The organism is Mycolicibacterium sp. MU0050, assembly GCF_963378085.1.
In the GTDB taxonomy this organism is placed as follows: Bacteria; Actinomycetota; Actinomycetes; order Mycobacteriales; family Mycobacteriaceae; genus Mycobacterium; species Mycobacterium wendilense.
Genome location: NZ_OY726395.1, coordinates 2,931,603 through 2,956,819, shown reverse-complemented (window position 1 = coordinate 2,956,819; position 25,217 = coordinate 2,931,603). Strand labels below are relative to the sequence as shown.

The 25,217-nt window shown below is 69.6% G+C and carries 29 protein-coding genes; 16 read left to right on the top strand and 13 right to left on the bottom strand.

Going from position 1 to position 25,217, the window contains the following annotated elements; all coding sequences use genetic code 11:
* Positions 1 to 55: 55 nt before the first annotated feature.
* From R2K23_RS13910 to R2K23_RS13885, 6 genes are all read left to right on the top strand, one after another.
* Positions 56 to 1,261: a thiolase family protein gene (locus R2K23_RS13910; RefSeq protein WP_316510187.1), complete on the top strand. Its 1,206-nt coding sequence runs from the start codon at positions 56 to 58 to the stop codon at positions 1,259 to 1,261.
* A gap of 4 nt (positions 1,262 to 1,265) precedes the next feature.
* Positions 1,266 to 1,679, top strand: a complete 414-nt coding sequence (locus tag R2K23_RS13905) for a Zn-ribbon domain-containing OB-fold protein (RefSeq protein ID WP_396891996.1) — start codon at positions 1,266 to 1,268, stop codon at positions 1,677 to 1,679.
* 13 nt (positions 1,680 to 1,692) lie between these two features.
* A complete protein-coding gene (locus tag R2K23_RS13900) occupies positions 1,693 to 3,918 on the top strand; it encodes an acyl-CoA dehydrogenase (protein WP_316510186.1) in 2,226 nt (741 codons plus the stop codon).
* Entirely contained in the window at positions 3,915 to 4,499 is a 585-nt protein-coding gene (locus R2K23_RS13895) for a TetR/AcrR family transcriptional regulator (protein WP_316510185.1), read from the top strand. Before R2K23_RS13900 ends, R2K23_RS13895 begins: the two co-directional genes overlap by 4 nt.
* Positions 4,500 to 4,598: 99 nt before the next feature.
* On the top strand, positions 4,599 to 5,759 hold the full coding sequence (locus R2K23_RS13890; RefSeq protein WP_316510184.1) for an acyl-CoA dehydrogenase family protein: 1,161 nt from the start codon (positions 4,599 to 4,601) through the stop codon (positions 5,757 to 5,759).
* 206 nt (positions 5,760 to 5,965) lie between these two features.
* Positions 5,966 to 8,176 carry an LGFP repeat-containing protein gene (locus R2K23_RS13885; protein WP_316510183.1) on the top strand — a complete coding sequence of 737 codons (2,211 nt, stop codon included), beginning with the start codon at positions 5,966 to 5,968 and terminating at the stop codon, positions 8,174 to 8,176.
* A 9-nt stretch (positions 8,177 to 8,185) separates the two neighbouring features.
* Here R2K23_RS13885 and lexA read toward each other — a convergent pair whose 3' ends face one another.
* Positions 8,186 to 8,902 carry a transcriptional repressor LexA gene (gene lexA / locus R2K23_RS13880; protein ID WP_316510182.1) on the bottom strand — a complete coding sequence of 239 codons (717 nt, stop codon included), beginning with the start codon at positions 8,900 to 8,902 and terminating at the stop codon, positions 8,186 to 8,188.
* Between the two features lie 233 nt (positions 8,903 to 9,135).
* On the opposite strand from lexA, the gene R2K23_RS13875 reads away from it, so the two are divergent.
* Together R2K23_RS13875 and nrdR are read left to right on the top strand one after the other, a co-directional pair.
* Positions 9,136 to 9,648, top strand: coding sequence for a LysM peptidoglycan-binding domain-containing protein (locus R2K23_RS13875; RefSeq protein ID WP_316510181.1), 513 nt, complete (start codon positions 9,136 to 9,138; stop codon positions 9,646 to 9,648).
* Positions 9,649 to 9,779: 131 nt separating this feature from the next.
* Positions 9,780 to 10,241, top strand: a complete 462-nt coding sequence (nrdR, locus tag R2K23_RS13870; RefSeq protein WP_316510180.1) for a transcriptional regulator NrdR — start codon at positions 9,780 to 9,782, stop codon at positions 10,239 to 10,241.
* A gap of 15 nt (positions 10,242 to 10,256) precedes the next feature.
* Here the strand turns inward: nrdR and R2K23_RS13865 are convergent, their stop codons facing one another.
* A complete protein-coding gene (locus R2K23_RS13865) occupies positions 10,257 to 10,952 on the bottom strand; it encodes a PhzF family phenazine biosynthesis protein (RefSeq protein ID WP_316510179.1) in 696 nt (231 codons plus the stop codon).
* A 43-nt stretch (positions 10,953 to 10,995) separates the two neighbouring features.
* Positions 10,996 to 11,964 (bottom strand): proteasome assembly chaperone family protein, encoded by a 969-nt coding sequence (locus R2K23_RS13860; RefSeq protein WP_316510178.1) that lies wholly within the window; start codon positions 11,962 to 11,964, stop codon positions 10,996 to 10,998.
* 280 nt (positions 11,965 to 12,244) lie between these two features.
* Between R2K23_RS13860 and R2K23_RS13855 the strand changes: the two genes are divergently transcribed.
* Positions 12,245 to 13,300: a DUF4192 domain-containing protein gene (locus R2K23_RS13855; RefSeq protein WP_316510177.1), complete on the top strand. Its 1,056-nt coding sequence runs from the start codon at positions 12,245 to 12,247 to the stop codon at positions 13,298 to 13,300.
* Here R2K23_RS13855 and R2K23_RS13850 read toward each other — a convergent pair.
* The 3 genes from R2K23_RS13850 to R2K23_RS13840 form a co-directional block, all read right to left on the bottom strand.
* A complete protein-coding gene (locus R2K23_RS13850) occupies positions 13,297 to 13,989 on the bottom strand; it encodes a metal-dependent transcriptional regulator (RefSeq protein ID WP_316510176.1) in 693 nt (230 codons plus the stop codon). The two genes, R2K23_RS13855 and R2K23_RS13850, sit on opposite strands and share 4 nt — an antisense overlap.
* A 135-nt stretch (positions 13,990 to 14,124) precedes the next feature.
* On the bottom strand, positions 14,125 to 15,084 hold the full coding sequence (locus tag R2K23_RS13845) for a sigma-70 family RNA polymerase sigma factor (RefSeq protein ID WP_316510175.1): 960 nt from the start codon (positions 15,082 to 15,084) through the stop codon (positions 14,125 to 14,127).
* Between the two features lie 150 nt (positions 15,085 to 15,234).
* Positions 15,235 to 15,678: a DUF3099 domain-containing protein gene (locus R2K23_RS13840; RefSeq protein WP_316510174.1), complete on the bottom strand. Its 444-nt coding sequence runs from the start codon at positions 15,676 to 15,678 to the stop codon at positions 15,235 to 15,237.
* A gap of 78 nt (positions 15,679 to 15,756) precedes the next feature.
* Between R2K23_RS13840 and R2K23_RS13835 the strand changes: the two genes are divergently transcribed.
* Positions 15,757 to 15,993: a DUF3039 domain-containing protein gene (locus R2K23_RS13835; protein ID WP_316510173.1), complete on the top strand. Its 237-nt coding sequence runs from the start codon at positions 15,757 to 15,759 to the stop codon at positions 15,991 to 15,993.
* Here the strand turns inward: R2K23_RS13835 and R2K23_RS13830 are convergent.
* Positions 15,983 to 16,993: a YihY/virulence factor BrkB family protein gene (locus R2K23_RS13830; RefSeq protein WP_316510172.1), complete on the bottom strand. Its 1,011-nt coding sequence runs from the start codon at positions 16,991 to 16,993 to the stop codon at positions 15,983 to 15,985. The two genes, R2K23_RS13835 and R2K23_RS13830, sit on opposite strands and share 11 nt — an antisense overlap.
* 61 nt (positions 16,994 to 17,054) lie before the next feature.
* On the bottom strand, positions 17,055 to 17,246 hold the full coding sequence (locus R2K23_RS13825; protein ID WP_316510171.1) for a DUF7455 domain-containing protein: 192 nt from the start codon (positions 17,244 to 17,246) through the stop codon (positions 17,055 to 17,057).
* A 132-nt stretch (positions 17,247 to 17,378) separates the two neighbouring features.
* Between R2K23_RS13825 and R2K23_RS13820 the strand changes: the two genes are divergently transcribed.
* Positions 17,379 to 17,732, top strand: a complete 354-nt coding sequence (locus R2K23_RS13820) for a DUF952 domain-containing protein (protein WP_316510170.1) — start codon at positions 17,379 to 17,381, stop codon at positions 17,730 to 17,732.
* A gap of 8 nt (positions 17,733 to 17,740) precedes the next feature.
* Here the strand turns inward: R2K23_RS13820 and R2K23_RS13815 are convergent, their stop codons facing one another.
* Complete coding sequence (locus tag R2K23_RS13815; protein WP_316510169.1) at positions 17,741 to 19,189, bottom strand: RNA polymerase sigma factor; 1,449 nt, start codon at positions 19,187 to 19,189, stop codon at positions 17,741 to 17,743.
* Between the two features lie 182 nt (positions 19,190 to 19,371).
* Complete coding sequence (gene ppgK / locus R2K23_RS13810) at positions 19,372 to 20,163, bottom strand: polyphosphate--glucose phosphotransferase (RefSeq protein WP_316510168.1); 792 nt, start codon at positions 20,161 to 20,163, stop codon at positions 19,372 to 19,374.
* 78 nt (positions 20,164 to 20,241) lie between these two features.
* Here ppgK and R2K23_RS13805 point away from each other — a divergent pair, with 78 nt between their 5' ends.
* Positions 20,242 to 21,102 (top strand): inositol monophosphatase family protein, encoded by an 861-nt coding sequence (locus R2K23_RS13805; RefSeq protein WP_316510167.1) that lies wholly within the window; start codon positions 20,242 to 20,244, stop codon positions 21,100 to 21,102.
* Positions 21,103 to 21,106: 4 nt separating this feature from the next.
* Here R2K23_RS13805 and cei read toward each other — a convergent pair whose 3' ends face one another.
* Complete coding sequence (cei, locus tag R2K23_RS13800) at positions 21,107 to 21,760, bottom strand: envelope integrity protein Cei (RefSeq protein ID WP_316510166.1); 654 nt, start codon at positions 21,758 to 21,760, stop codon at positions 21,107 to 21,109.
* A gap of 187 nt (positions 21,761 to 21,947) precedes the next feature.
* Between cei and R2K23_RS13795 the strand changes: the two genes are divergently transcribed.
* A complete protein-coding gene (locus R2K23_RS13795; protein WP_316510165.1) occupies positions 21,948 to 22,250 on the top strand; it encodes a DUF4193 domain-containing protein in 303 nt (100 codons plus the stop codon).
* Here R2K23_RS13795 and R2K23_RS13790 read toward each other — a convergent pair whose 3' ends face one another.
* Positions 22,251 to 22,733: a DUF3093 domain-containing protein gene (locus R2K23_RS13790; RefSeq protein ID WP_316510164.1), complete on the bottom strand. Its 483-nt coding sequence runs from the start codon at positions 22,731 to 22,733 to the stop codon at positions 22,251 to 22,253.
* A gap of 25 nt (positions 22,734 to 22,758) precedes the next feature.
* Here R2K23_RS13790 and dut point away from each other — a divergent pair, with 25 nt between their 5' ends.
* Both dut and R2K23_RS13780 read left to right on the top strand, forming a co-directional pair.
* Positions 22,759 to 23,223, top strand: a complete 465-nt coding sequence (dut, locus tag R2K23_RS13785) for a dUTP diphosphatase (RefSeq protein WP_316510163.1) — start codon at positions 22,759 to 22,761, stop codon at positions 23,221 to 23,223.
* Positions 23,220 to 23,999 carry a DUF3710 domain-containing protein gene (locus tag R2K23_RS13780; protein ID WP_396891986.1) on the top strand — a complete coding sequence of 260 codons (780 nt, stop codon included), beginning with the start codon at positions 23,220 to 23,222 and terminating at the stop codon, positions 23,997 to 23,999. The genes dut and R2K23_RS13780 overlap by 4 nt, the downstream gene beginning before the upstream one ends.
* 6 nt (positions 24,000 to 24,005) lie before the next feature.
* Here the strand turns inward: R2K23_RS13780 and R2K23_RS13775 are convergent, their stop codons facing one another.
* Positions 24,006 to 24,710, bottom strand: a complete 705-nt coding sequence (locus tag R2K23_RS13775; RefSeq protein WP_316510161.1) for an alpha/beta hydrolase — start codon at positions 24,708 to 24,710, stop codon at positions 24,006 to 24,008.
* Positions 24,711 to 24,841: 131 nt separating this feature from the next.
* On the opposite strand from R2K23_RS13775, the gene R2K23_RS13770 reads away from it, so the two are divergent.
* Positions 24,842 to 25,213: an OB-fold nucleic acid binding domain-containing protein gene (locus R2K23_RS13770; RefSeq protein WP_316510160.1), complete on the top strand. Its 372-nt coding sequence runs from the start codon at positions 24,842 to 24,844 to the stop codon at positions 25,211 to 25,213.
* The last annotated feature ends 4 nt before the right edge of the window (positions 25,214 to 25,217 follow it).

The following is a 25,217-nucleotide window of genomic DNA, read 5'->3' as shown; positions in this document are numbered from 1 at the left end:
CGAAATCAGGTTCTCATTCTAGTACGCTGCCCGAAACGATGAAGGGACGGCGCAGATGGGCCTGAGGGGTGAAGCCGCGATCGTCGGCTTCCACGAACTGCCGGCGGAACGCACTCCGACGGGGAAGCCGGAGTTCCTCCTCGAGCAGTGGGCCCGGCTGGCCGCCGCGGCGGTCGCCGACGCCGGACTGTCCGTGACCGACGTGGACGGCCTGGTGACGACCGGAGTCTTCGAGTCCGAGATCTTCGTGCCGTCCACCGTGGTCGAATACCTGGGCCTGAAGGTGAACTTCGCCGAGTACGTCGACCTGGGCGGGGCCAGCGCCGCCGCCATGGTGTGGCGGGCCGCCGCCGCGATCGAACTGGGCATCTGCGAAGCCGTGCTCTGCGCCATCCCCGCGAACTACCTGACGCCGATGCATCCCGACCGGCTGCCCAACATGGGTGACGCGCTGCACTTCGGCGCCTCGAGCTTCCGGTACGGCTCCCCGCAGGCGGAGTTCGAGATCCCCTACGGCTACCTGGGGCAGAACGGCCCGTATGCCCAGGTGGCGCAGATGTACGCCGCGGCCTACGGATACGACGAGCGGGCCATGGCCAAGATCGTCGTCGACCAACGGGTCAACGCCAACCACACCCCCGGGGCCGTGTTCGCCGACAAGCCGGTGACCGTCGAGGACGTACTGGCCAGCCCGATCATCGCGGCGCCGCTGCACATGCTGGAGATCGTCATGCCGTGCATGGGCGGGTCGGCCGTGTTGGTCACCGGTGAACGCCTGGCACGCAAGGGCCGGCACCGGCCGGTGTGGATCAAGGGATTCGGGGAACGGGTGCCCTACAAGTCACCGGTCTATGCCGAGGACCCCCTGACCACCCCCATGCAACACATCGCCCCGCGGGCCTTCGCGATGGCCGGGCTGACACCGGCCCAGATGGACATGGTGTCGATCTACGACTGCTACACCATCACGGCCCTGCTCACCCTGGAGGACGCCGGGTTCTGCGAAAAGGGCAAGGGCATGCAGTTCGTGTCGACTCACGACCTGACGTTTCGCGGCGACTTCCCGATGAACACCGCGGGCGGTCAGCTCGGCTACGGCCAGCCGGGCAACGGTGGCGGCATGCACCACGTCTGCGACGCCACCCGCCAGCTGATGGGCCGGGCCGGGCAGACCCAGCTCGCCGACTGCAACCGGGCCTTCGTGTCCGGCAACGGGGGCGTGCTCAGCGAGCAAGAAGCCCTTGTCCTGGAAGGGGATTAGCGCCATGACCATCGCCATGAGCCGGCCCGTGCCGCTGCCCACCCCGGTGTCGCAACCGTACTGGGACGGGTTGCGCCGCCACGAGGTGTGGATCCAGTACTCGCCGTCGCTGGATCGCCACGTGTTCTATCCGCGCGTGCTGGCACCGGGCACCCTGGCCGACGACCTTCAGTGGCGCAAGATCTCCGGGGCGGGCACGCTGGTCAGCTTCGCCGTCGCGCAGCGCCCGGTCGCACCGCAGTTCGCCGACGCGGTACCGCACCTGCTCGCCGTGGTGGCCTGGGACGAGGGGCCGCGCTTCGCCACGGAACTGGTGGATGTCGAGCCCGGCGAGCTGTCGGTCGGAATGCCGGTGGCGCCGGTGTTCGTCGACAACCCCGACGGGCCCACTCTGCTGAAGTACACGGCTCGTCGATGAGAGGATGCGCGCCGTGCCCTTGGCGATGAGCGATGAACAGACCGAACTGACGGCCGCGGTGGCCGGCTTCGCGCGGCGTCACGCGCCGCTGGAGCAGACCCGGGCCGCCTTCGATGACCTCGCGGCCGGTCGGCCGCCGCAGTTCTGGGATGCGTTGGTGGCAAACGGCTTTCATGCGGTGCACCTGCCGGAGTCCTGCGGCGGGCAGGGCGGCGAGCTGCCGGACGCGGCGTGCGTGCTCGACGCCGCCGGGTATGCGTTGTTGGGTGGTCCGCTGTTGGCGACCATGGTGGCCGGGGCGATCGCGGCCACCGCCGAGCCCGGACCCGCCGCCGATGCCCTGCTGTCGGCCATCGCCGCCGGCGCACCGGCCGCGGTCGTACTGCCCGAGGCCGGCCGGCTGTCCGCGACCCCGGTCGACGGCGGCTGGTCGCTGAGCGGCGAGGTGGGGCCCGAGCTGGGCGTCTGCGCCGCGCAACGGATCCTGGTCAGCGCGGCCACCGACGCCGGGGACACGCTGTGGGTGGTGCTGGACCCGGCAAGTGCGGGTCTGGCGGTCACCGCCGCGGCCCCGACGGACCTGACCCGGGACGTGGGTTCGCTGCGGGTCGCCGACCACCTGGTCGCGGGTGCGGGCGTCATCGAGGGCATCGACGCGCAGCGGGCCCGGTGCATCGCGGCGGCAGCGTTGGCCGCCGAGGCGGCCGGTGTGGCCCGCTGGTGCGCCGACAACGTCATCGGTCACCTCAAGGTCCGCGAGCAGTTCGGTAAACCCATCGGCGCCTTTCAGGCGCTGCAGCACAAGGCCGCGCACCTCTATGTGCAGGCCGAGCTCGCGGCCGCCGCGGCCTGGGACGCCGGGCGGGCGTTGGATGCGCCACCCGCGCAACGCGACGTGGCCGCTGCCGGGGCGGCCATCGTCGCCACCGCCGCCCTGCCGGACCTGGTGCTGGACGCGCTGACGATGTTCGGCGCCATCGGCTACACCTGGGAACACGACCTGCACCTGTACTGGCGCCGCGCGATCAGCCTCGCCGCCGCCGGCGGGCCGGCGGGGCGCTGGGCCCGCGCGCTCGGCGAGCCCGACGCCCCGGCCCGGGATTTCTCGGTGACGTTGCCGGAGGCCGAGACGGAGTTCCGCCGGCGGGTCGTCGAAATCCTGGACCGCGCAGCGGGTTTGCGCAATGACACTCCCGGCCGGCAGAGCCCCGACTACCTCAATCTCTACAGCGGGGCGCAGCGCGACCTGCTGGCGGACGCGGGTCTGCTGGCCCCGCACCTGCCGGCGCCGTGGGGGCTGGACGCCACGGCGATGCAGCAGCTGATCATCGCCGAGGAATTCGAGAAGCGTCCCGAGGTGATCCGGTCCTCCCTGGGGATCGCCGAATGGATCCTGCCCACCATCCTGGCGTTCGGCTCCGAGGCACAGCAGGACCGCTTCGCCGGGCCCATCCTGCGCGGCACGGTGGCGTGGTGTCAGCTGTTCAGCGAGCCCGGCGCCGGATCCGACCTGGCGTCGCTGAGCACCCGCGCCACCCGCGTCGACGGTGGCTGGCGGGTCACCGGGCAGAAGGTGTGGACCTCCTCGGCGGACTGCGCCGACTTCGGCGCGCTGCTGGCCCGCACCGACCCGGCCGCCCGCAAGCACCAGGGCATCGGCTACTTCCTGATCGACATGACGACCCCGGGCATCACCGTGCGACCGCTGCGGACCGCCACCGGCGAGGCGCACTTCAACGAGGTGTTCCTCGACGACGTGTTCGTTCCCGACGACATGCTGGTGGGCGGGGAGACCGACGGCTGGTCGCTGGCGGTCGCGACGATGGCCAACGAGCGCGCCGCCATCAGCGGCTATCTCAAGGACGACCGGGAGGCGGTGCTGCGGGTCCTGTTCGACCGACCCGGCGTGGACCGCGACGCCCTGATGCGGGCGCTCGGGGAGATCCGGGCGGCCACCAACGCGGTCGCGGCGCTGGGGCTGCGCGACACCCTCAACCGGCTGGCCGGGCATTCGCCGGGGCCGGCCACCAGCATCGCCAAGGTGGCCACCGGTCTCATCCTTCGTCGGATCGGTTCGGCCGCAATGGAATTCGCCGGCCGCGGGTCGCTGGTCGCGCAGCGCGACGGCACCGCCCTGGCGCACACCCTGCAGTTGCCGGCGGAGTTGATCGGCGGCGGCACCATGGAGGTCCAACTCAACATCATCGCGACCATGATCCTGGGACTGCCGCGCTCATGAGCCACAGCGAGCTGCCGGCCTACAAGCGGGCGCGCCGATCGCAGATCGTGGCCGCCGCCACGGCGGCGCTCAAGGTCGGCGACTACGACCAGATCCAGATGCGCGACATCGCCGAGGATGCGCAGGTCGCCCTGGGCACCCTGTACCGCTACTTCAGCTCCAAGGAACACGTGTACGCCGCGGTGCTGCAGGAGTGGGCCCGGCCGGTGTTCGTCGCCGCGGAAACCGACGACCGTTCGGCCGAGGCGCGGGTGCGCGCCAAGGTCGACACCATCCTGTCCAGCTTCGAGCGCTGGCCCGGCTTCTTCCGGGTCTGCATGGTGCTGCAGAACTCGACGGACCCCAACGCCACCGCGATCATGGCGGAGTTCTCCGACGCGGCCGTGCAGACCCTGGCCCGCGATTTCGCCGCGCTGGGGGAGCAGGCCGCCGCCGATGCCGCGTTGATGCTGTGGGCAATCATCAACACGGTGCTCTCGGCGGCGATTCTGCGGGGCGCGCCGATGGCCGATGCGGTGCGGATCAGCAACGCCTACGTCGACCTGATCGGTCCGCGGCTGGCGGCGTCCGCAGAGTCCTGACCAGCGGTGTAACCCCAAATTCTCGACCAACCACCCGGTTGGTATATCGTCGTGGCGAGTATCCGCACTTTGATCAAAACTTTCCCGTCGGAGGTCCCCGTGAGCAACGCCACGATGTATCAGCGCACGCTGTTCGAGCCCGAGCACGAACTGTTCCGGGAGTCCTACCGGGCGTTCCTCGACAAGCACGTCGCGCCGCACCACGAGCAGTGGGAAAAGGACAAGATCGTCGACCGCGCCGTCTGGCTCGAGGCCGGTAAGCAGGGGTTCCTCGGCATGGCCGTGCCCGAGGAGTACGGCGGCGGCGGCAACGCCGACTTCCGCTACAACGCGGTGATCGGCGAGGAGAACACCCGCGGTCGCTTCAGCGGGCTCGGCTTCACGCTGCACAACGACGTGGTGGCGCCGTACCTGCTGCGCCTGGCCAACGACGAGCAGAAGCAGCGCTGGCTGCCCGGCTTCTGCGCCGGCGAGTTGATCACCGCCATCGCCATGACCGAGCCGGGCACCGGCAGTGACCTGCAGGGCATCAAGGCCCGCGCGGTCAAGCAGGGCGACCACTACGTCCTGAACGGGTCCAAGACGTTCATCACCAACGGCATCCTCTCCGACCTGGTGATCGTCGTCGCGCAGACCGACCCGGACAAGGGTGCGCTGGGCTTCTCGCTGCTGGTCGTCGAGCGCGGCATGGAGGGCTTCGAGCGCGGCCGCCACCTGGACAAGATCGGCCTGGACGCCCAGGACACCGCGGAGCTGTCCTTCACCGACGTCAAGGTGCCCGTCGAGAACCTCCTCGGCGAGGAGGGGCAGGGCTTCGTCTACCTGATGCAGAACCTGCCGCAGGAACGGTTGACGATCGCCATCTCCGCCGCCGCGGCCATGGAGGCGATCCTCGAGGACACCATCGAGTACACCAAGGAGCGCAAGGCATTCGGCAAGCCGATCGGCAGCTTCCAGAACAGCCGGTTCCTGCTGGCCGAGCTGGCCACCGAGGCCACCGCGGTCCGCATCATGGTCGACGAATTCCTCAAGCTGCACACCGACGAGCGGCTGTCGGCCGAGCAGGCCGCCATGGCCAAGTGGTACGCCACCGAAGCCCAGGTGAAGCTGATCGACCGATGCCTGCAGCTGCACGGCGGATACGGCTACATGCGGGAATACCCGGTGGCCCGCGCGTACCTGGACGCCCGCGTGCAGACCATCTTCGGCGGCACCACCGAGATCATGAAGGAAATCATCGGTCGGAAACTGGGGGTCTGATCCCCCTCCAATAGGCCGAGGCCGCCAAATCACCGTCGGATATCAATAACGCGCAAAACCCGTCGCGGCTCCACGTTATTTACGGCGGCAGTGGGTATTGTCTGCAAAATGACCTCAAAAGGGCTTCACGCTGCGTTGATTAAGGGGGCGGCGTCAGCCGGGTCGCTATGCGGATGGGCAGCGGTCGGAGAGCGTGGGTGGGTTTGATGACACGGCAGCGAATGGCATTCGGCTTTATCAGCCGAGCGGTATTGGGATTGGCGTTGGCGGCGGCCACCGCGGTGTTATATGCACCGCTGGCCGCCGCTTCGCCGGAGAGCGACGCCTCCAACGCCATCAACGCGGCGTGGGAGGCCGCCGGCGGCGAGGCCTCTCAGCTGGGCCCGCGCGAGGGTGAGGTCTATCCGGCCGGCGAGGGCTTCGGACAGAATTTCGCCGGCGGGGCGATTTTCTTTTCCCCGGCAACCGGCGCGCGCGTCATGCACGGCGCCATTCTGGAGAAATACCGGACCCTGGGCGGACCCGCCGAGAGCGATCTCGGCTTTCCCAAAATCGACGAGGGCCCGGGCCGCGTGAGCCCCGAGAGCCGCAACTCGACATTCAACGCCGGCGACAATCCGGTGATCTTCTGGACCCCGGAAACGGGGGCGTGGGTGGTGCGCGGCGCCATCAATGCGGCCTGGGACCAGCTCGGTGGATCCTCCGGTGTGCTCGGGGTGCCGATCGAGGACGAGGCCTACAACGGCGACGTCGTCGCGCAGCGTTTCACCGGCGGGCAGTTGTCGTTCGACACGCGCACGCGGGTCTTCACCACCGAGCCGCCCGAGCTCGCCGGCCAACTGGCGAACCTGCAGATTCCGTCGGATCCCGCCTCGGCGATCGCCGCGGCCTGGCGCGCGAACGGTGGTGCGAACGGACCGCTCGGCGCCCGCGCAGGCGGCCCGTACCCGATCGGCGCCGGCGGCACCGGTCAGGACTTCGCCGGCGGCAAGGTCTTCTACACCCCGGAGACCGGCGCGTTCGCCGTCACTGGCGACATCCTGACCAAGTACGAGGCCGCGGGCGGCCCCGCCGGCGACTTCGGTTTCCCGATCGGCAGCGAGGCCGACGGCGGTGTGCCGGACAGCCGGGTGCAGGCGTTCTCGGCCCCGGACAACCCGGTGATCTTCTGGACCAAGGACCACGGCGCGGTGATCGTGGGCGGCGCAATGAAGGCTGCCTGGGACGAACTCGGCGGCGCCACCGGCGCGTTGGGGGTCCCCACCGGCGACCAGAACACCGAGGGCACCACCATCACCCAGCCGTTCAGCGGCGGTGAACTCTCCTGGGACAGCGCCAACAACACCTTCAGCAGCGACCCCGCCGGTCTCGCCGAACCGCTGGCCGGGCTCGAGGTCCCCAACGCGCCGGTGCCCAGCGCGCCGGCCGAACCCCCGGCACCGGCCGAGGACGACGGCTTCACCTGGCAGAACTGGTGGCTGTGGTGGATCATCCCGCTGGCGCTGCTGCTGTTCGGGTCGTTGTACGCCTGGATGGCGATGACTCGCCGGCGCGCGGCAAGGGCCGACGACGACTTCGACGAGGACGCCGACGACGCCCGCTATGACGGCCGGTACGGCGAGGGCTACGACGAGGAGCCCCGGTCCCATCGCGACGAGGAACGGCGCACCGACCTGCTCGACGAGCACGACGACTTCCGCCCCGAGCCCCACCGGTGGTCGGCCCGCTCGGACTTCGCCGAGGTCGAGGACGACGACGACTACGACGACGGCGGCTACGAGGGTGGCTACCAGCAGGGCGGCTATCTGGAACCGCCGGTGTGGTCCGCGCGCGAGCCCGCGGCGCCGGTCACCACCCGGTTCGGCGACCTCGGCGACGACGGGCTGTTCACCCACAGGGGGGCGCCGGAGAGCCCCGACGAGGAAGACCCCGACGCGGTGGACACCGCCCCGACCCGGGTGGTGGGATCGGCCGAGGACGACCGCGGGGCCGAGCCCTCCGGTGGTCGTCACGCGGCCTCCGGCGGCGAGCAACGTCGCTCGTGGGACCCGCCCGAGGACGACGATTACCTGCCGGGCCCGGGTTCGCTGTTCGCTCCGGTGTACGGCGCCGCGCCGCCGCCGGCCCCCGAATACTCCGACGACGTCCGCTTCGGCGGACGCGCCGGTGACGCGCCGGATCAGCACCAACCGGCCGAGCAACCCGACCGCGACGAACCCGTCGACGCGGCACCTCCGGCCATCCACCTGCCGCTCGACGACCCGCACCGGGCGCCGGACGGCTACCCGATCAAGGGCAGCATGCGGACCAGCCGGTACCACGTGCCGGGCACGCCGGGTTACGACGAGACGGTCGCCGAAATCTGGTTCGCCAGCGCGGAACTGGCCGAGGCGAACGGATTCACCCGAGCCGACTGAGCGTGCCGCTCAGATCTTGCGGATGACGGTGACGACCTTGCCCAGCACGGCCGCGTCGTTGCCGGGGATCGGGTCGAACGCCGGGTTGTGCGGCATCAGCCACACCTGACCCGAGGTCCGCTTGAAGGTCTTCACGGTGGCCTCGCCGTCGATCATCGCGGCGACGATGTCGCCGTTCTCGGCGACGTTCTGCTGCCGGACGACCACCCAGTCGCCGTCGCAGATCGCGGCGTCGACCATCGATTCGCCGACCACCTTGAGCAGGAACAACGAGCCCTCACCGACGAGTTCGCGGGGCAGTGGGAAGACGTCCTCGACGGCTTCCTCGGCCAGGATGGGGCCGCCGGCGGCGATCCGCCCGAGCACCGGGACGAAGGTGGGTTCGGGCAACGCGTCGGAGCCCGCCACCTCCGTGACCACGGCCGGGGGCCCGTCGTCGACACCGCGCACGTCGACCGCGCGGGGGCGGTTGGGGTCACGGCGCAGGTAGCCCTTGCGTTCGAGCGTCCGAAGCTGGTGTGCGACCGAGGATGTCGACGTCAGACCGACCGCATCACCGATCTCGCGGATGCTGGGCGGATAGCCGCGGGTGGTCACCGAGGCGCGGATCACCTCGAGGATGGTGCGCTGCCGTTCGGTGAGCGAGGTGTCGCGCGCGCCGTCACGTTTGGCGCCGGTACCTGACTTGGCGTCTGCGGAGGTGCTGCCGGATTCGGTGTCAGCCATGTCGATGAATTTAGTCCTCCCGACCCCGATAATCAAACATGTGTTCGAGGCGTGTCGCCCCTGACCGTCCCTGGGGTCGGCGCCGCCGTCCGTTGTCGGTGGCCGGGTTTATCGTTCGGCTACGGTTCGATCACATGTTCGGTTTCGAGCTTCCGGTCGAACAGATGATCGATTAGCGTTTCGAACATAGGAGCGAACGGATGTACGGCTCGCATCGACCGAAAGGATCGGACATGACACGCACCAGCGTTCACCCGCAGGCATGGGACACCGCTTTTGACGACGCCACACCGATTGATTTCGGGGCTGCGGCGCCCCGGACCCCGCGGCGGCGTGCCCTGCCCCGCGTGGTCGACGGCAGCCGCCCCGGACCGCACCGCCCGGCGCCGATGACCCCGCGCTACCGCGGCACCGGCGTACGGGTCTCGCGTGCGGTGCACACCCGCCGGCCGGCCAAGCAGGTCACGCCGGTCACCGTGGTCGGGCTGGCCCTGCTGGCCGCCCTCATCACGGTCTGGCTGGGCGCGGTGGCCCAGTTCGGCGAGACGGTGCGCGACGCCACCGCACCGGTCCCGGACCAGCTGGCGGTGGTCCAGGTGAAGTCGGGGGAGACGCTGGCCCACCTGGCGGCGCGGGTCGCGCCGGAGGCTCCGGTCAGCAGCGTGGTCGAACGGATCCGTGAACTCAACGAGCTGCAGTCACCGGTGATCGATGCGGGTCAGACCCTGATCGCGCCGGTGGGCTGAGCGCCCGAGCGTTCGAAGGTTGAGATCCCATGAGCGTGGTGGAGCTTGGCTCGGTGGCCCGCGGCAGGCGGGCGCAGGTAGTCTCTGAGTCGTTCACGTCATCGCAATGCCGGCGCAATGAAGGAGCGGACATGCACTGTCCTTTCTGCCGGCACCCGGATTCCCGAGTCGTCGACTCGCGCGAGACCGATGAGGGGCAGGCCATCCGGCGGCGTCGCTCGTGTCCGGAGTGCGGTAAGCGGTTCACCACGGTGGAGACCGCGGTGCTGGCGGTGGTCAAGCGCAGCGGCGTCACCGAACCGTTCAGCCGCGAAAAGGTGATCAGCGGGGTGCGGCGGGCCTGTCAGGGCCGTCAGGTCGACGACGACGCGTTGAACCTGCTGGCCCAGCAGGTCGAAGACGCGGTGCGGGCCTCGGGCCCCGAGGTGCCCAGCAACGAGGTGGGGCTGGCAATTCTCGGTCCGCTGCGGGAACTCGACGAGGTGGCCTATCTGCGGTTCGCCTCGGTGTACCGGTCCTTCACCTCGGCCGATGACTTCGAGCGTGAGATCCAGGCGCTGCGGCGCCACCGCGAGGGTCTGGCGGCGGGCTGACCGAGCTGGGCCACGTCACTCGACGTGGCGGACACCGTCATCAACGACGTTGCCGGCGACCCGGACCCAGCCCTCGGAGTTCCACTGGGTTTCGATGATCGAACCCTTGCCCTGGGTGATCACCAGATCCTGGCTCAGGTAGTCGGTGATCCGCACCGCCGCCGACCCGGTGGCCTCATCCTCCGGAATCCCGATGCTCGGGGCGAACATCCGCGCGCGGATCTCGCCCGCGGACTTGTCGGTCCAGGTCCACAGGTAGTGCTCGACGTCGTCGGAGTAGTCGTCGGGATCCGCGGCGAGCAGTTCGTCGACCGACGCCACGTCGTGGATCGCGAACTCCGGTGACCACTCCGCCCGGGCGCTGATCGCGGTGCGCTTCTGGGCCCCCAAGTCGTAGCTGATCTGCACGATGCCGGCCGGGACCTGCAGCGTGTGCACCGGCAGCCCCCGGTCGCGCAACCACCACGCGGCGCCCACGGTGGGGTGCCCGGCGAACGGCAACTCGGCGACGGGGGTGAAGATGCGCGCCGTCGTTGTCGCTGCGCCCTCGGCCGGCAGGTCGATGAATATGGTTTCGCTGTAGCCCAATTCGGCGGCGAGACGCTGGCGGTCGGCGGGAGCGACCGTCGCCGCGTCCACCACGCCCAGCGGATTGCCGAAACCGCCCGCAGGGTCGGTGAACACCCGCAGCACTGTCACGTCGGTAGCCATGGCCCGACTCTACTGGGGTCGCCCGCCGAGTTCGGCGGCTGCGCTAATCGTCCTCGGAGAACGGGTCCTTGGAGCGCTCGCCCGACTGCTGGGCCAGGAAGCGCTCGAACTCGGCGCCGAGTTCGTCGCCGCTGGGCAGGTCTTCGTCACGCGCCAACAGCGACCGGTTCTCCTGCGCGGCCACGAACGCGTCGTACTGCTGCTCCAGCGCGCTCACCACCTGCGCGACCTCCGGGCTGGCCTCGACCTGCTCGTCGATCTTGGCGCGGACCTCGGCGGCGGCCTGGGTCAAGGCCTGCGTCGGCAATTCCAGGGCGGCCGAGCGGGCCACCTCGTCGAGCAGCGCCTGGGCCGCGGCGGGGTAGGCGGTCTGGGCCAGGTAGTGCGGAACGTGCACGGTGAACCCGACGACCTCGTGGCCGTGCTGGGCCATCCGGTACTCCAGCAGGCTCGAGACGCTCCCGGGTACCTGGACCTCGCCCACCCACGGCGTGTGCTCGGCGATCAACTCGCGATCGTTGGAGTGTGCGGTCAGGGTGATCGGGCGGGTGTGCGGGACCGCCATGGGGATGGCGCCGAGCCCGATGGTGCGCCGGACGTCGAGCCGCTCGGCCAGCAGGCGCACCGCGCTGATGAAGCGTTCCCACTTCAGGTCCGGCTCCATGCCGGCCAACAGCAGAAACGGCGTGCCGACGCTGTCGCGGAGCGCAAACAGCGACAACTCCGGATCCTCGTAGTCGGTGAAGTGGTCGGTCTTGAACGTCATCAACGGCCGTCGCGCGCGGTAGTCGAGCAGTTCGTCGATCGCGAACGAGGCCACCAGTTCGGTGTCGAGGGCCTCCTTGAGATGGGCGGCCGCCAACTTGATCGCATGCCCCGCATCGGAAAAGCCTTCCAGCGCGTGGATCAGCACGGGCCCGCGGCCATCGGCATTGGACAGCTGTGGCGCGGGAAACTCCAACTCGTACATACCGGTCTGCTCGGGCTGATCGTGACCTGGTACGTGAGCCATATGTCTCGCCTCCTCGTTACGGCTGGGCAACCCGTCGGCTACCGGCCGTTACCTCTGATTGTCCCCCAAATGGTCGCAGCAAACACAGTCGGGACCGCGACACACCGATGTCAACACGGCACGTGCGGCGGGCAATCCCGATTTCGCCCAGTGCTGAACCCCCGGGCATCGGGGCGGGCGGGGTGATCGTCCATACACAGTCCGGCGTTGCTCCACAGCATCGCGGCGATCGGGGCCGTCGGGAGCCGTCGGCGACGGTGCCGGTTGCGACCGTGCGGGCATGACATCGCAGAACCCCGATTTCGTGCTCCGGCGGCCCGCGGCCCTCATCGCGGCCATTCCCGCGGTCCTGGGCTTCGCCCCGGAGAAGTCGCTCGTGCTGGTCGGCGTCGACGAGGGTCAGATGGGCGCGGTGATGCGCGTCGATCTGGCCGATTGCCTCGGCGGCGATCTCACCCACCTCGTCGATGTCGCGGCGGCCTCGCACGCCGACGCGGTCATCGCCGTCATCGTCGACGCCGAAGGCGCCCCGTGCCGATTGTGCAACGACGAATACCAGCAGATGTGCGCGGATCTCGACGATCTGTTGGCCGACAACGACGTGGAACTGCTCGGCACCCATGTCGTCGACCGCATCGCCGCCGGCGGGCGCTGGCACTGCGTCGACGGGTGCGGGGCCGGCGGGGCCATCGACGATCCGTTGTCCTCGCCGCTGTCGGTCGCCGCGGTGGTCGAAGGTCGCCGCCTGTACGGCAGCCGCAGCGAACTGCAATCCGTGATCGCCGCCGATCTGGACCGGGACCCCGTTGCCATCACGCGGGCCATCGCCGACCTCGCCGCGACCGACGACGCCGAGCGGGCGGAGAACCCGGACGCGGCTAGCGGCCGGGCGGTCCGGGCGGTGCTGGCCCTGATCGATCGAGTCGCCGCGGGGGCGGTGCTCACCGATGCCGAACTCGCGGTGCCGGCCTATGCGTTGACCGACGTGATCGTTCGGGACACGTTGTACGGCCTGGCGGTCGGCGCGGCCGCGGGTCGGGCGGAGACGCTGTGGGTGCTCCTCGCCAAGGGATTGCCGGCGCCTTGGCGCGCGGAGGCGCTGACGCTGCTCGCGTTCTTCGCCTACGTGCGCGGGGACGGGCCGCTGGCCGGGGTGGCGTTGGAACAGGCGCTGCGGATCGACGCCACCCATCGGATGGCGGGGATGCTCGATGACGCTCTGCAAGCCGGGCTGCGTCCGGAAAAGATCCGCCAGCTCGCCGGCACCGGATATCGGCTCGCCCGACGGCTCGGGGTACGGCTGCCGCCGCGCCTGCCGTCCCGTGCGGCCGGTTAGACCTTCTCGACCTTCACCGCGTGGGCCATCTCATGGGGCAGGTCCACGTTCTCGTGGCCCGGGATCACGATGGTGACCTCGCCCGGCGGGTTCACGATGGCGGTGACACGGGCGTTGGGGACCACGCCGGCGTCCTTGAGCCGGCTGATCAGCATCGTGTCGCCCTGGACGTGTTCGGTGAGTTGGCGCACCACCACCGCGACCGGCGAGCCGGCGGGCAGTTCCGTGAGCCGGACCAGGTTGTAGTCCTCGAAGCGGCCGGATTGGTCCAGCCCCAGCTCGGAGAGCCCAGGGATCGGGTTGCCGAAGGGGGAGACGGTCGGGTTGTCGAGCACGGCCACCAGCCGGCGCTCGACCTCCTCGCTCATCACGTGCTCCCACTTGCACGCCTCGGCGTGGACGTCCTCCCACGGGAGCCCGATGACGTCCACCAGGAGCCGTTCGGCCAGGCGGTGCTTGCGCATCACGGCGACGGCCAGCGACCGGCCCTTCTCGGTGAGCTTGAGGTGCCGGTCCCCGGCAACATGCAGCAGGCCGTCACGCTCCATCCGCGACACGGTCTGGCTCACGGTCGGACCGCTCTGTTCCAGCCGTTCGGCGATGCGTGCCCGCAGCGGGATCACGCCCTCTTCTTCAAGGTCGTAGATCGTCCGAAGGTACATCTCGGTGGTATCTACAAGATCGTTCATCTGGCACCCTCCGTCGCGACCAGTCTACTTGGCGAGCTGCGCATTGGGGCCCGCAACGTCGGGGGCGGCGCTCACACAGCAGTGTGCCCGCCGGGGGGAGCGGCGGGCACACTGACGTGCGGAAACGGTTTCTCGTCAGCTGGCGTAGGAGCGTAGCCGATCGGCGCGGTCGCCCTGGCGCAGCTTCGACATCACTTCGCGCTCGATCTGGCGCACCCGCTCCCGCGAGAGACCGAACAGTTTGCCGATCTGGTCCAGCGTGCGGGGCTGGCCGTCATCCAGGCCGAACCGCAGCCGGATCACCTGCTGTTCGCGCTCGTCGAGCGTGGCCAGCACGTGCCGGATGTCGGTGTGGAGCAGTTCGGCGATCACGGCGTTCTCCGCGGACAGCGCCTCGGAGTCCTCGATGAAGTCACCCAGCGGGGCCTCCTCGTCGGAGCCCACCGGCATGTCCAGGCTCACCGGGTCGCGGCTGTGCTCGAGCAGGTCGTTGATCTTCTCCACGGGGATGCCCGACTCCTCGGCCAGCTCCTCGTCGGAGGCCTCCCGGCCCAGCTGCTGGTGCATCTCGCGCTTGATCCGGGCCAGCTTGTTGACCTGCTCCACCAGGTGGACGGGCAACCGGATGGTCCGGCTCTGGTCGGCCATGCCGCGCGTGATGGCCTGGCGAATCCACCAGGTGGCGTAGGTCGAGAACTTGAAGCCCTTGGCGTAGTCGAACTTCTCCATCGCGCGGATGAGCCCGAGGTTGCCCTCCTGGATCAGGTCCAGCAACGGCATCCCGCGGCCGGTGTAGCGCTTGGCCAGCGACACCACCAGACGCAGGTTGGCTTCCAACAGGTGGCTGCGCGCGGCCTGGCCGTCGCGCACCACCTCGGCGAGAGCTTGCTTGCGCTTCTCGCCGAGTCGCTTGCGGGTGGCCAGCAGGTGCTGGGCGTAGAGCCCGGCCTCGATCCGTTTGGCGAGTTCCACCTCATCGGCGGCGTTGAGCAACGCCGTCTTGCCGATACCGTTCAGATACACCCGTACCAGGTCGGCGGCTGGGCTCTGAGCGTCCAGATCGCCATCGATCCGGGTTGCGGCGGCATTCGCCATATCGGCCTCCTTAGAGTGGCTCGAACTGTCAATGGTTCTAACGCCCCAATGGAGGAAAGAGTTCCCACAACGCCGCGGTTTCACACCGTCTGACGTGCAGAAATGATGAATCGACCTGAGAATGCGCTGAGAATGGAAAAAGAACGTTCCTCAGCCGGGCGATTCGGTGCCGGAATCGGCCGAACCGCTCGACCGGGGTGCATCGGCCGGTTTCTGGTCCCCGGGGTCGGCGTCGATCTCGGCGTCGATGTAGGTGGGTTCGATGGCGGGGTGGTCGGCGCCGGCGATGGCCGCGTGCGGCGACGGATCGTAACGACGCGGCTCGTCGGCGCTGCGCGGCGGCCGATCGTTGGCGATCAACACCGCCATCCAGGGCAGCGGGATGGAGATGGCGACGATTGCCAGCGAGATCCAGCCGTTGTGCCACACGCTGTAGGCCCACGCGGCCAGTAGCAGGGCGGGAACCCGGCAGGACATCATGATCAAGTACTTGCGAACCCGCGCGCGATGCTCCTCCTCGTAGGGGATGGCTGCGCGCGTGATGAGTACCGGCCGACCTTCGTCGTCGAAACCCAGCTCCTGGCTGTGCTTCATCACTCCACTGTCGCACAGTTGGACGGCCGTGGCGCGACCGGTTCCCCGGCCGTAATTTTCTGCGGCAGAATGTCATCTATGCAGACCCAGACGATCGAGCGCCCAGATACCGACGAACGCGTCGACGACGGGACCGACGGCGACCGGCCGAAGTTTTTCCACTACGTGAAGAAGGACAAGATCGCCGAGAGCGCCGTGATGGGGACCCACGTGGTCGCGCTGTGCGGTGAGGTCTTCCCGGTCACCAAGTCGGCCAAGCCGGGCTCGCCGGTGTGCCCGGACTGCAAGCGCATCTACGAGCAGCTCAAGAAGTAGACCGCGAGGGTTCCTCGCGCGGGGGTGGCCCGCCGGGTCGGTCCGCGCGGTCGGGCTTGTCCGCCGCCTCGGCCCGCTGGCCGTTCTTCTGATTGGCCTTTTCCTCCAGCCAGGTGCGCAACTTGCGGGCGTGGGTCTCCGGCGCCGGCCACTCCTCCTCGATGGCGTTGTTGAGTTCGGCTCCCAGCATGATCGCGAAGCCGAGGAAGAACGCGAACAACAGGAAGGCGATGGGGGTGGCCAAGGCGCCGTAGGTGTAGCCGGTGCGGGTGATCGAGCTGAGATAGATCCGCAGGCCCACCGTGGCGAGCATGAAGACGGTGGTGGCCAGGGCCGCACCGAGGATCAGGCGGTGCGTCGGCAGCGGCCGCGGCAGCGACACCCGGTACAAGATCGTGATCGCGACGACGAATCCGAGGGCCAGCGCCGGGTAGTAGCCGAAACGCAGGACGTCCGACCAGCTTTCCGGGATGTACTCGGCGATCTTGCGCGGTCCCAGCGCCACGAACGGTGCCGTGACGATGATGATGAGCAGCCCCACCACGTAGAGGCCCAGCGCATAGAACCGCTGGCGCACCGGATGCCGCAGCGGGGTCTGGTCGTGGGCCTCCACGATGGCGTCGACGAACGCGGAGATCGCCGAGGAGCCCGCCCACAGCGAGATCACGAACCCCAGCGAGACCACCTCGCCGCGCGCACCCTGCACGATGTCGCGCATTGTCGGCTCGATGATCTCGGTGACGACGTTGTCCGAGAAGAAGCTGGCGGCCGTGCTGATCAGCCGCTCCTCGATCATCGACAGGGTGCCGGGACCGAACAGTGGTGCGATATAGGCCAGGCTGCCCAGCATGCCGAGCAGCAGGGGCGGCAGCGAGAGCACCGACCAGAAGCCGGCCTGGGCGGACTCCGAGAAGATCGAGTCATCCCATGCCTTCGACAGCGTCCGTTTCCAGACGCGGGCGATGTGGTGTCGAGATGGTTTGCTGGTCTGGTCACTCATGACCAGACCAGCATTCCTGACTCCGGGTGAATCTGCGAAGCGCGACTTTCGAAGATGGCCGTTACAGCTCGGTGGCGCTGGTTTGCAGCACCGCGGCGAGTTCGATCAGCTTGGCCTCGTGCTCGTTGGCGTGATGCTGGCAGAAGAGCAGCTCGGCTCCGGAGGGGAGCGTCGCGCGTACGCGGGCGGCAGCTCCGCAGCGGTCGCAGCGGTCAGCCCGGGTCAGTTCGGGACTGGTCAGCGTTGCGGTCATGGCGCCTCCGTTCCTTGCCTTGCTTGTCTCTACTCTGTCAGACGTACGGCGATCGGGCGTTGTTCCCCCGGCGTTCACCGGTGTGTCGCGTCTCACCTTCGGTCCGGCGTGCCGGTGCGGCACGCTGGGGTCATGTCCGAGAGTAGCGGCGCGTTGGTGCACATCTGTTCGGCGTCCGACTGGTCCGCGGTTCCCCCGGGCGGGCAGTACCGGCCGCCGTCGCTGCAGGAGGCGGGTTTCGTCCATCTCTCCACGCCTGAGCAGGTTCATCTGCCCGCCAACCGGCTCTATGCCGGCCGGACCGATCTGGTACTGCTGTACCTGAATCCGGAAAAGCTCGACGCGCCGCTGCGTTGGGAACCGGGCGTGCCCGGCGACCCCGACGCGATGCTCTTCCCGCACCTGTACGGCCCGCTGCCGGCCGCGGCCGTGAGAATGATCACCCCGTACCTGCCGGAGGCCGACGGCCGGTTTGCGCCGCTGTAGCGCGCGTCCTAGTCCAGGTAGTCGCGCAGTACCTGAGAGCGACTGGGGTGCCGCAACTTCGACATGGTCTTCGACTCGATCTGGCGGATCCGCTCGCGGGTGACCCCGTAGACCTGGCCGATCTCGTCGAGGGTGCGGGGCTGGCCGTCGGTCAGGCCGAACCGCAACCGCACCACGCCCGCCTCGCGTTCGGACAGCGTTTCCAGGACGGACTGCAGCTGGTCCTGCAGCAGCGTGAACGACACCGCGTCGACGGCGACGACGGCTTCGCTGTCCTCGATGAAATCGCCGAGTTGTGAGTCGCCTTCGTCACCGATGGTCTGGTCCAGGGAGATCGGCTCACGCGCGTACTGCTGGATCTCCAGCACCTTCTCCGGCGTGATGTCCATTTCCTTGGCCAGCTCTTCGGGCGTGGGCTCGCGACCCAGGTCCTGCAGCAGCTCGCGCTGGATCCGGCCGAGCTTGTTGATCACCTCGACCATGTGCACCGGAATACGGATGGTGCGGGCCTGGTCGGCCATGGCGCGGGTGATGGCCTGGCGGATCCACCAGGTGGCGTACGTGGAGAACTTGTAGCCCTTTGTGTAGTCGAACTTCTCGACCGCGCGGATCAGGCCCAGGTTGCCTTCCTGGATGAGGTCCAGGAACGCCATCCCGCGGCCGGTGTAGCGCTTGGCCAGCGACACCACCAGGCGCAGGTTGGCCTCCAGCAGGTGGTTCTTGGCGCGATCGCCGTCGCGGCAGATCCACTGCATGTCGCGGCGCTGGGCGGCGGGCAGCTTCTCGCCCTTCTCCGCCAGTTCGGCCATCAGCTGGGTGGCGTACAGGCCGGCCTCGATGCGCTTGGCGAGCTCGACCTCCTCCTCGGCGTTGAGCAGCGCCACCTTGCCGATCTGCTTGAGGTAGGCGCGCACCGAGTCGGCCGACGCGGTGAGCTCGGCGTCCTTGCGGGCCTGCCGCAGCGCCTCGGACTCCTCCTCGTCCCAGACGAAGTCGCCGGAGGCCTTGTCCTTCTCCGAGGGCTCGGAGATCTCGTCATCCTCGGCGTCGTCGTCCTTGGCCGCCTTGGGCTTCTTGGCGGTCGCGGTACCGGCGGAGTCCTCGTCGTCGTCCTCGAGCTCCTCGAGGTCGTCCGCCACCTCCAGGTCGGCGTCGGCCTCGAGGTCGCCGGGCTCGGCGTCGAGCTCGTCGACGTCGGTGTCGAGATCGTCGGCGGCCCCCGCCGTGTCGACCGCGCCGGCCGTCGCCTTCTTGGCCCGACCGCGAGTGGTCGCACCGGCCTTGGCGGCCGCCTTGCGGGGCGCCGCTTTCGCGGGCTTGGCCGCGCCGGCGGCCTTGGTGGCCTTGGTGGCCCGCTTGGCGGGCGCGCGCTTGGCCGCGGTGCCTGAGGTGGAGGCTTTGGTGGCGGTGCGCTTCACCGGCTCATCGGTTGCCGGGGTTGCTTTCGTCGCTGCCACGTACACCCTTTCGATCGTGCTTGCTCGTCAGTGGGCAGGGCATGCGCCACCACAAGCGTCGGCATCTGGAATGTCGGCGTCAGTCTCTGTTCGGAGCTTCACCGCTATTCGTTGGGCGGCCGCCATCGACCATTGTAACGACAGTGCGCCCATCCGCCGCGCCGAGCAAGGAAATCCGCGCGTCACACCACGCGCGGCGAGCCCGTCCCGTCGCCGTGCGCGGCCATTGCGGCCCCGACGATGCCCGCGGTGTTCTGCAGCGCCGCCGCCACGACGGGGGTGCGGTTGGTGAGCAGCGGGACCCACTTGTCGGCTTTGCGGCTGATCCCGCCGCCGACGATGATCAGGTCCGGCCAGATGGCGTTCTCCACGGCCACGAGCACCTTGGTGACCTCCTTGGTCCAGCGCTCGTAGGACCACCCCTTGCGCTCCTTGACCGACGACGCGGCCCGGTGTTCGGCCTCCTTGCCGTCGACTTCGAGGTGACCGAACTCGGTGTTGGGCAGCAACAGTCCGTTGTGGATCACGGCCGAGCCGATCCCGGTGCCGAACGTCAGCAACACCACCACGCCGGTGTTGTCGCGGCCCGCGCCGAAGCGCTCCTCGGCCAGGCCGGCGGCGTCGGCGTCGTTGAGCACGGTGACCGACCGGCCGCCGAGCGCCTTGCTGAACACCTCGGCGACGTTGGTTCCCAGCCAGGCGTCGTCGACGTTGGCGGCGGTGCGCACGATGCCCTCGGTCACCACGCCCGGGTAGGTCACGCCCAACGGTCCGGTCCAGCCGAAGTGGGCGACGACGGCGGCGACGGTCTCGGCCACCGCGACCGGGGTGGCGGGTTGCGGGGTGGCCAGCTTGAAGCGTTCGCCGACGAGCGTGCCGGTGTCGAGGTCGACGATGCCGCCCTTGACGCCGCTACCGCCGATGTCGATGCCGAACCCGTGATTGGGTGCGGGGCCGGGGTCGTGCGCGGTCATGGCGGCTCCTTTGACGGCGTGGCGCTCAGCGGTTCAAACATAGTGCTTCGGTGGGGGATGTGTTGCGATGGAACGGTGATGAACGCTGCGCTGCCGCCCGGTCAGGACGTCGTGACACTACGAGAGGTGGCCGAGGCGTTGGCCGCCGAGGCCGCCGAGTTCGTGCGGACGCGCCGCGCCGAGGTCTTCGCCACGACGCCGTCCCCGGACGCCGTCGCGACCAAGAGCGAGCCGACCGACCCGGTCACCATCGTCGATACCGAGACCGAGGCGCTGCTGCGGGCCCGGCTGGCCGAACTGCGGCCCGACGACGCGGTCCTCGGCGAGGAGGGCGGCGGTCCCGCGCAGCCGGTCGCGCCGGGGACGGTGACCTGGGTGCTCGATCCCATCGACGGCACGGTGAACTTCGTCTACGGGATCCCGGCCTATGCGGTCTCGGTGGCCGCGCAGGTCGACGGGGTTTCGGTTGCGGGGGCCGTCGCGCATGTCTCGACCGGCGAGATCTATTCGGCGGCAATAGGTTCGGGCGCCCGCGTGGCCGGCCCGGGCGGCACCCGGGCGTTGCGCTGCAGCGCGGTCTCGGAGCTGGGCATGGCGCTGACGGGCACCGGATTCGCCTACTCGGCGCGCCGGCGGGAGCAGCAGGCCCGGCTGCTGACCGGGCTGCTGCCGGCGGTGCGCGACATCCGGCGGATCGGCTCGGCGGCCCTGGATCTGTGCCTGGTGGCCGCGGGCGGACTCGACGCGTATTACGAGCACGGGCTGCAGGCGTGGGACTGGGCGGCCGGGGCGCTGATCGCCGCCGAGGCTGGCGCGGTGGTGCAGCTGCCCGAGCGGGGGCGGGGGACCGGGCTGGTCATCGCCAGCGCGCCCGGCGTCGCCGAGCAGTTGCACGGCGCGTTGCGGCGGCTCGGGGGGCTCGCCCCGCTGTCGGAGTGAGCTCTCAGCAGGTGGCGGAATGGATCTTGCCGAGCAGTTCCGAGTCCGCCGGTTCGGTGGCGTCGGGTCGCAACCCGGCGAGCACCGCATCGATGTCGTCGCTGTGGGTGAGGGTGCCGAATTCGGTGCCGATGGCCAGGTCGACGGAGTCGTCGGTGCGCGCGTCCTGGAACAGCTCGGTGCAGGGCGCCACCAGCCACACCGCAGCGGCAGCGGCGCGTCCGTTGGCGCCGAAGCGGATCTGGCCCTGACAGGTCAGGCGGGTCCCGGCGTACACCGGGTCGTTGGCGGCCGTCGGTTGCGCGAAGCCGAGGTCGCGCAGCGCCCCGGCGACGTCGCCGGCCTGGCCGCCCTGGCCACTGGCGTTGAGCACGTTGATCTTGGTCTCGGCGAGCCTGGCGGGCATCACCTCGGCCATCTCGCTGCGTGACACCTGCTCGCCCAGCGTGGGCGCCTCGCCGCCGTCGGCGGGGACGGGCGGGGGATTGCACACCGCGACCTGCTGGACGTCCTCCGGGCGGGTCAGCGCGATCATCCACACCAGAGCGGTGACGACCGCCAGGACGGCCACGGTGATGGCGCCGGGGTAGATATTGCGGCGGCGGAAGGGTAATCCGCGCTTGTCGAAGGCGGTGCCCTCGGTGATGTGTGCGACCACGCCCGAACTCTAGAGCAACCTGTGGGTGCGGTCCGCAACGGAATCACGGACAATCATCCCGCAGTGTGATGCAAATCACACTGCGGGATGGCAGATCCGGGCACGAATCATTTGGCGCAGGCGTTCGGCACTGGTACAAAGCCTTGCTGCAGCAGGTTGCGCACGGGGACGACGAGGGGAAGAAGTTATGGCTACCGACTATGACGCGCCGCGGCGCTCCGAGACCGACGAAGTTTCCGAGGACTCGCTCGAGGAACTCAAGGCGCGCCGCAACGAGGCTCAGTCGGCGGTCGTCGACGTCGACGAGACCGAGACCGCCGAATCGTTCGAACTCCCCGGGGCGGACCTGTCCGGCGAGGAACTCTCCGTTCGCGTGATCCCCAAGCAGGCCGACGAGTTCACCTGCTCGAGCTGCTTTCTGGTCCAGCACCGCAGCCGCCTGGCCAGCGAGAAGAACGGCGAGATGATCTGCACCGACTGCGGGGGTTGATCAACTGGTCAGGGCGGCGAGCACCTTGTCCGGGTGCCGGCAGCTGACCAGCCAGTACGGCGTCGGGTCGTCGGGGTCGTCGAGCACGGCCAGCACCATCGGTCCCACCCAGCCGCGGTGCAGCACGTACGCGGTCGGATCGAGTTGTCGCCCGAGTGCCGCCGACTTCGCCGAGCGCGGGACCTCCGCGGTGCGGGAGATGACGCTGGTCGGCAGATGCGCCCGCCCCGCGCACAATTCCACCTGACCGTCCCGGGCGACCACCGCCACCTCGGCGCGGCCCAGCCACAACAACGCGCCGGCCGCCACCACGAACAGCGCCGCATACGGTATCCACGGCGGCACGTCGGCCTCCCAGAGGGCCCGATTGACCTGCGCGGCAATGATCGCCGCCAACCCGAAACCCAGCGGCCACCACCACCACGGCACCCACAGGCGCTCGCGGTACCGCACCGTCTTGGAGGTCACACCGGACTCTGACACGCGGCCAAGGGTAGTCTGTGGCCTCGTGTCCACTCGTCTGGCGGTTGTTCGCCTGGACCCCGAGCTTCCACTGCCGCAGCGTGCCCACTCCGGCGACGCCGGGGTCGATCTGTTCAGCGCCGAAGACGTCGACCTGGCGCCCGGTCACCGCGCGCTGGTGCCCACCGGCATCGCCGTCGCCATTCCGGAGGGGATGGTCGGGCTGATCCATCCGCGCTCGGGTTTGGCTGCGCGCGTGGGTCTTTCGATCGTCAACAGCCCGGGCACCGTCGACGCCGGTTATCGGGGCGAGATCAAGGTTTCGCTGATCAACCTCGACCCGACCGAACGTATCCTGATCCGTAGGGGTGACCGCATCGCCCAGCTGCTGGTGCAGCGGGTGGAATTGCCCGAACTCGTCGAGGTCACGTCGTTCGACGAGGCCGGGTTGGCGGGCACCACCCGTGGCGACGGAGGCCACGGTTCCTCTGGAGGACATGCGAGTCTGTGATGGCATTTGGTAAACGTAAACAGGACGACACGGCGCCGGTCGGCAGCGACGAGGTGACCCCGGCTGGGGTCGATGCCGGGTCCGACGAGGACGACTTCGACGGGCCCTTCGACGTCGAGGACTTCGACGACCCGGAGCAGGCGGCGCTCGGGCGCCTGGATCTGGGGTCGGTGCTCATCCCGATGCCCGAGGCCGGGCAGGTCCAGGTCGAGCTGAACGAAGCCGGCGTGCCCAGCGCCGTGTGGGTGGTGACGCCGAACGGCCGGTTCACCGTCGCGGCCTACGCCGCGCCCAAGAGCGCCGGGCTGTGGCGCGAGGTGGCCGGCGAGCTGGCCGACTCGCTGCGCAAGGACAGCGCCAAGGTCAGCATCGAGTCCGGCCCGTGGGGCCGCGAGGTGGTCGGTGAGGCGTCCGGAGCGGTTCGTTTCATCGGGATCGACGGCTACCGCTGGATGATCCGCTGCGTGGTCAACGGCACCCACGAGACCATGGCCGCCCTCGTCGAAGAGGCGCGAAATGCGCTGGCGGACACGGTGGTGCGACGCGGGGACACCCCCATGCCCGTCCGCACGCCGTTGCCCGTCCAGCTGCCCGAGCCGATGGCCGCCCAGCTGCGGGCCGCGGCCGAGCAGGCGGCCCAGGCCAATCAGCAGGGCGCCGCACCGGCGGCGCAGCAGGACACCTCGGAGCCGCCGCAGCCCCCGACGCCGGCCGCGCGCCGGTCGGTGTCGGCCATGCAGCAGCTGCGCAGCACCAACACCATCACCGGCGGCTGAGCCCGGCTACTCGGGCAGCTCGCCCAGTGCCGCCACGCAGGCGGCGCCCAACGCCGCCGGGTCCGCGCCGATCTGCGCCAGCGTGACGGTGCGCAGCGCGGCGACCGGCGCCGCCTCGACCCACTCGACGCCGACCTGCAGGGGGTGCACCGGGTCGTCGGACGCCGACGCCACGCCCATCGGCGCGCGCAGCCCGGCCAGCTCGGCCGCGGTGGGGGCGTAATAGGTGGCGGCTTCCTCCATGGCGTCGGGCAGCTCGGGCCACAGGCCGGCCCAGGACCGGGTCAGCTCCGCGGCGAGCCACTCCGGGCTGGACTGCTGCATCCGCGCCGTGGCCGCGGCCAGCCCGTCGCGACGCAGTTCGTGGGCCGACAGCCGCGCGGTCGCGGCGGCGGGGGCCTCCTTCGGGTCACCGGACCACGCCGGCAGCGCCGCCAGGACGGCGACCGTGCGGTCCGGGTGCGCCAGCGCCCAGGCCAGGGCCACCGCGGCGCCCAACGACACCCCGCCGACGGCGATCGGTCCCGCCGCCGCCGCCTCGTCCAGGGCCCGTCGATAGCCGTCGATGAGCCGGGCGGGCTCGGGGGCCGGGGTGACCGGCACCGCGCCGACGGCGCGCAGCGCGGGACCGAATGCGCGACGGACGTAGTCGTCGTCGGATCCGGTGCCGGGCAGCAACACCGTCCGCACTTCGCTGAGGTCAACGGGCATCCCACGATGGTGCCTGCCGCCCGTCGTGGCGTGGCAGCGGGGGCCGGTGTGGGCGACGTGGCAAACGGGCACCCGGAGGTCTACGGTGGCGAGGGCAGCAGGGCGATTCACACGATGGAGCAGGAGTGGCCATGGCTACGGCCGAAGGTTATCTGCGTCGGCTCACCCGTCGGTTGACGGAGGATCCCGAACAGCGCGATGTCGAGGAACTCGCCGACGAGGCCGCCCACACCGGCGCGCAGCGCGCCGTCGACTGCGAGCGTGGGCAAGAGGTCACCATGGTCGGCACGCTGCGTAGTGTGGAGACCAACGCCAAGGGGTGCGCCGGTGGGATCCGCGCCGAGCTGTTCGACGGCACGGACACGGTTCTGCTGGTGTGGCTGGGTCAGCGGCGGATTCCCGGCATCGAGTCGGGGCGGTCCGTTCTGGTTCGGGGTCGGCTCGGCAAGCTCGAGAACGGCACCAAGGCGATCTACAACCCGCACTACGAACTTCAACGCTGACCGG

Bases quoted from the DNA above. Each gene is read 5' to 3' on its own strand.
- R2K23_RS13775 (WP_316510161.1), bottom strand. From the start codon at position 24,710: ATGCCCGTTGACCTCAGCGAAGTGCGGACGGTGTTGCTGCCCGGCACC.
- R2K23_RS13895 (WP_316510185.1), top strand. From the start codon at position 3,915: ATGAGCCACAGCGAGCTGCCGGCCTACAAGCGGGCGCGCCGATCGCAG.
- R2K23_RS13820 (WP_316510170.1), top strand. From the start codon at position 17,379: ATGTCCGAGAGTAGCGGCGCGTTGGTGCACATCTGTTCGGCGTCCGAC.
- R2K23_RS13770 (WP_316510160.1), top strand. From the start codon at position 24,842: ATGGCTACGGCCGAAGGTTATCTGCGTCGGCTCACCCGTCGGTTGACG.
- nrdR (WP_316510180.1), top strand. From the start codon at position 9,780: ATGCACTGTCCTTTCTGCCGGCACCCGGATTCCCGAGTCGTCGACTCG.
- R2K23_RS13795 (WP_316510165.1), top strand. From the start codon at position 21,948: ATGGCTACCGACTATGACGCGCCGCGGCGCTCCGAGACCGACGAAGTT.
- R2K23_RS13905 (WP_396891996.1), top strand. From the start codon at position 1,266: ATGACCATCGCCATGAGCCGGCCCGTGCCGCTGCCCACCCCGGTGTCG.
- lexA (WP_316510182.1), bottom strand. From the start codon at position 8,902: ATGGCTGACACCGAATCCGGCAGCACCTCCGCAGACGCCAAGTCAGGT.
- R2K23_RS13885 (WP_316510183.1), top strand. From the start codon at position 5,966: ATGACACGGCAGCGAATGGCATTCGGCTTTATCAGCCGAGCGGTATTG.
- ppgK (WP_316510168.1), bottom strand. From the start codon at position 20,163: ATGACCGCGCACGACCCCGGCCCCGCACCCAATCACGGGTTCGGCATC.
- R2K23_RS13830 (WP_316510172.1), bottom strand. From the start codon at position 16,993: ATGAGTGACCAGACCAGCAAACCATCTCGACACCACATCGCCCGCGTC.
- R2K23_RS13865 (WP_316510179.1), bottom strand. From the start codon at position 10,952: ATGGCTACCGACGTGACAGTGCTGCGGGTGTTCACCGACCCTGCGGGC.
- R2K23_RS13875 (WP_316510181.1), top strand. From the start codon at position 9,136: ATGACACGCACCAGCGTTCACCCGCAGGCATGGGACACCGCTTTTGAC.
- R2K23_RS13840 (WP_316510174.1), bottom strand. From the start codon at position 15,678: ATGAAGCACAGCCAGGAGCTGGGTTTCGACGACGAAGGTCGGCCGGTA.
- R2K23_RS13910 (WP_316510187.1), top strand. From the start codon at position 56: ATGGGCCTGAGGGGTGAAGCCGCGATCGTCGGCTTCCACGAACTGCCG.
- R2K23_RS13855 (WP_316510177.1), top strand. From the start codon at position 12,245: ATGACATCGCAGAACCCCGATTTCGTGCTCCGGCGGCCCGCGGCCCTC.
- R2K23_RS13835 (WP_316510173.1), top strand. From the start codon at position 15,757: ATGCAGACCCAGACGATCGAGCGCCCAGATACCGACGAACGCGTCGAC.
- R2K23_RS13825 (WP_316510171.1), bottom strand. From the start codon at position 17,246: ATGACCGCAACGCTGACCAGTCCCGAACTGACCCGGGCTGACCGCTGC.
- R2K23_RS13850 (WP_316510176.1), bottom strand. From the start codon at position 13,989: ATGAACGATCTTGTAGATACCACCGAGATGTACCTTCGGACGATCTAC.
- R2K23_RS13860 (WP_316510178.1), bottom strand. From the start codon at position 11,964: ATGGCTCACGTACCAGGTCACGATCAGCCCGAGCAGACCGGTATGTAC.
- R2K23_RS13805 (WP_316510167.1), top strand. From the start codon at position 20,242: ATGAACGCTGCGCTGCCGCCCGGTCAGGACGTCGTGACACTACGAGAG.
- R2K23_RS13845 (WP_316510175.1), bottom strand. From the start codon at position 15,084: ATGGCGAATGCCGCCGCAACCCGGATCGATGGCGATCTGGACGCTCAG.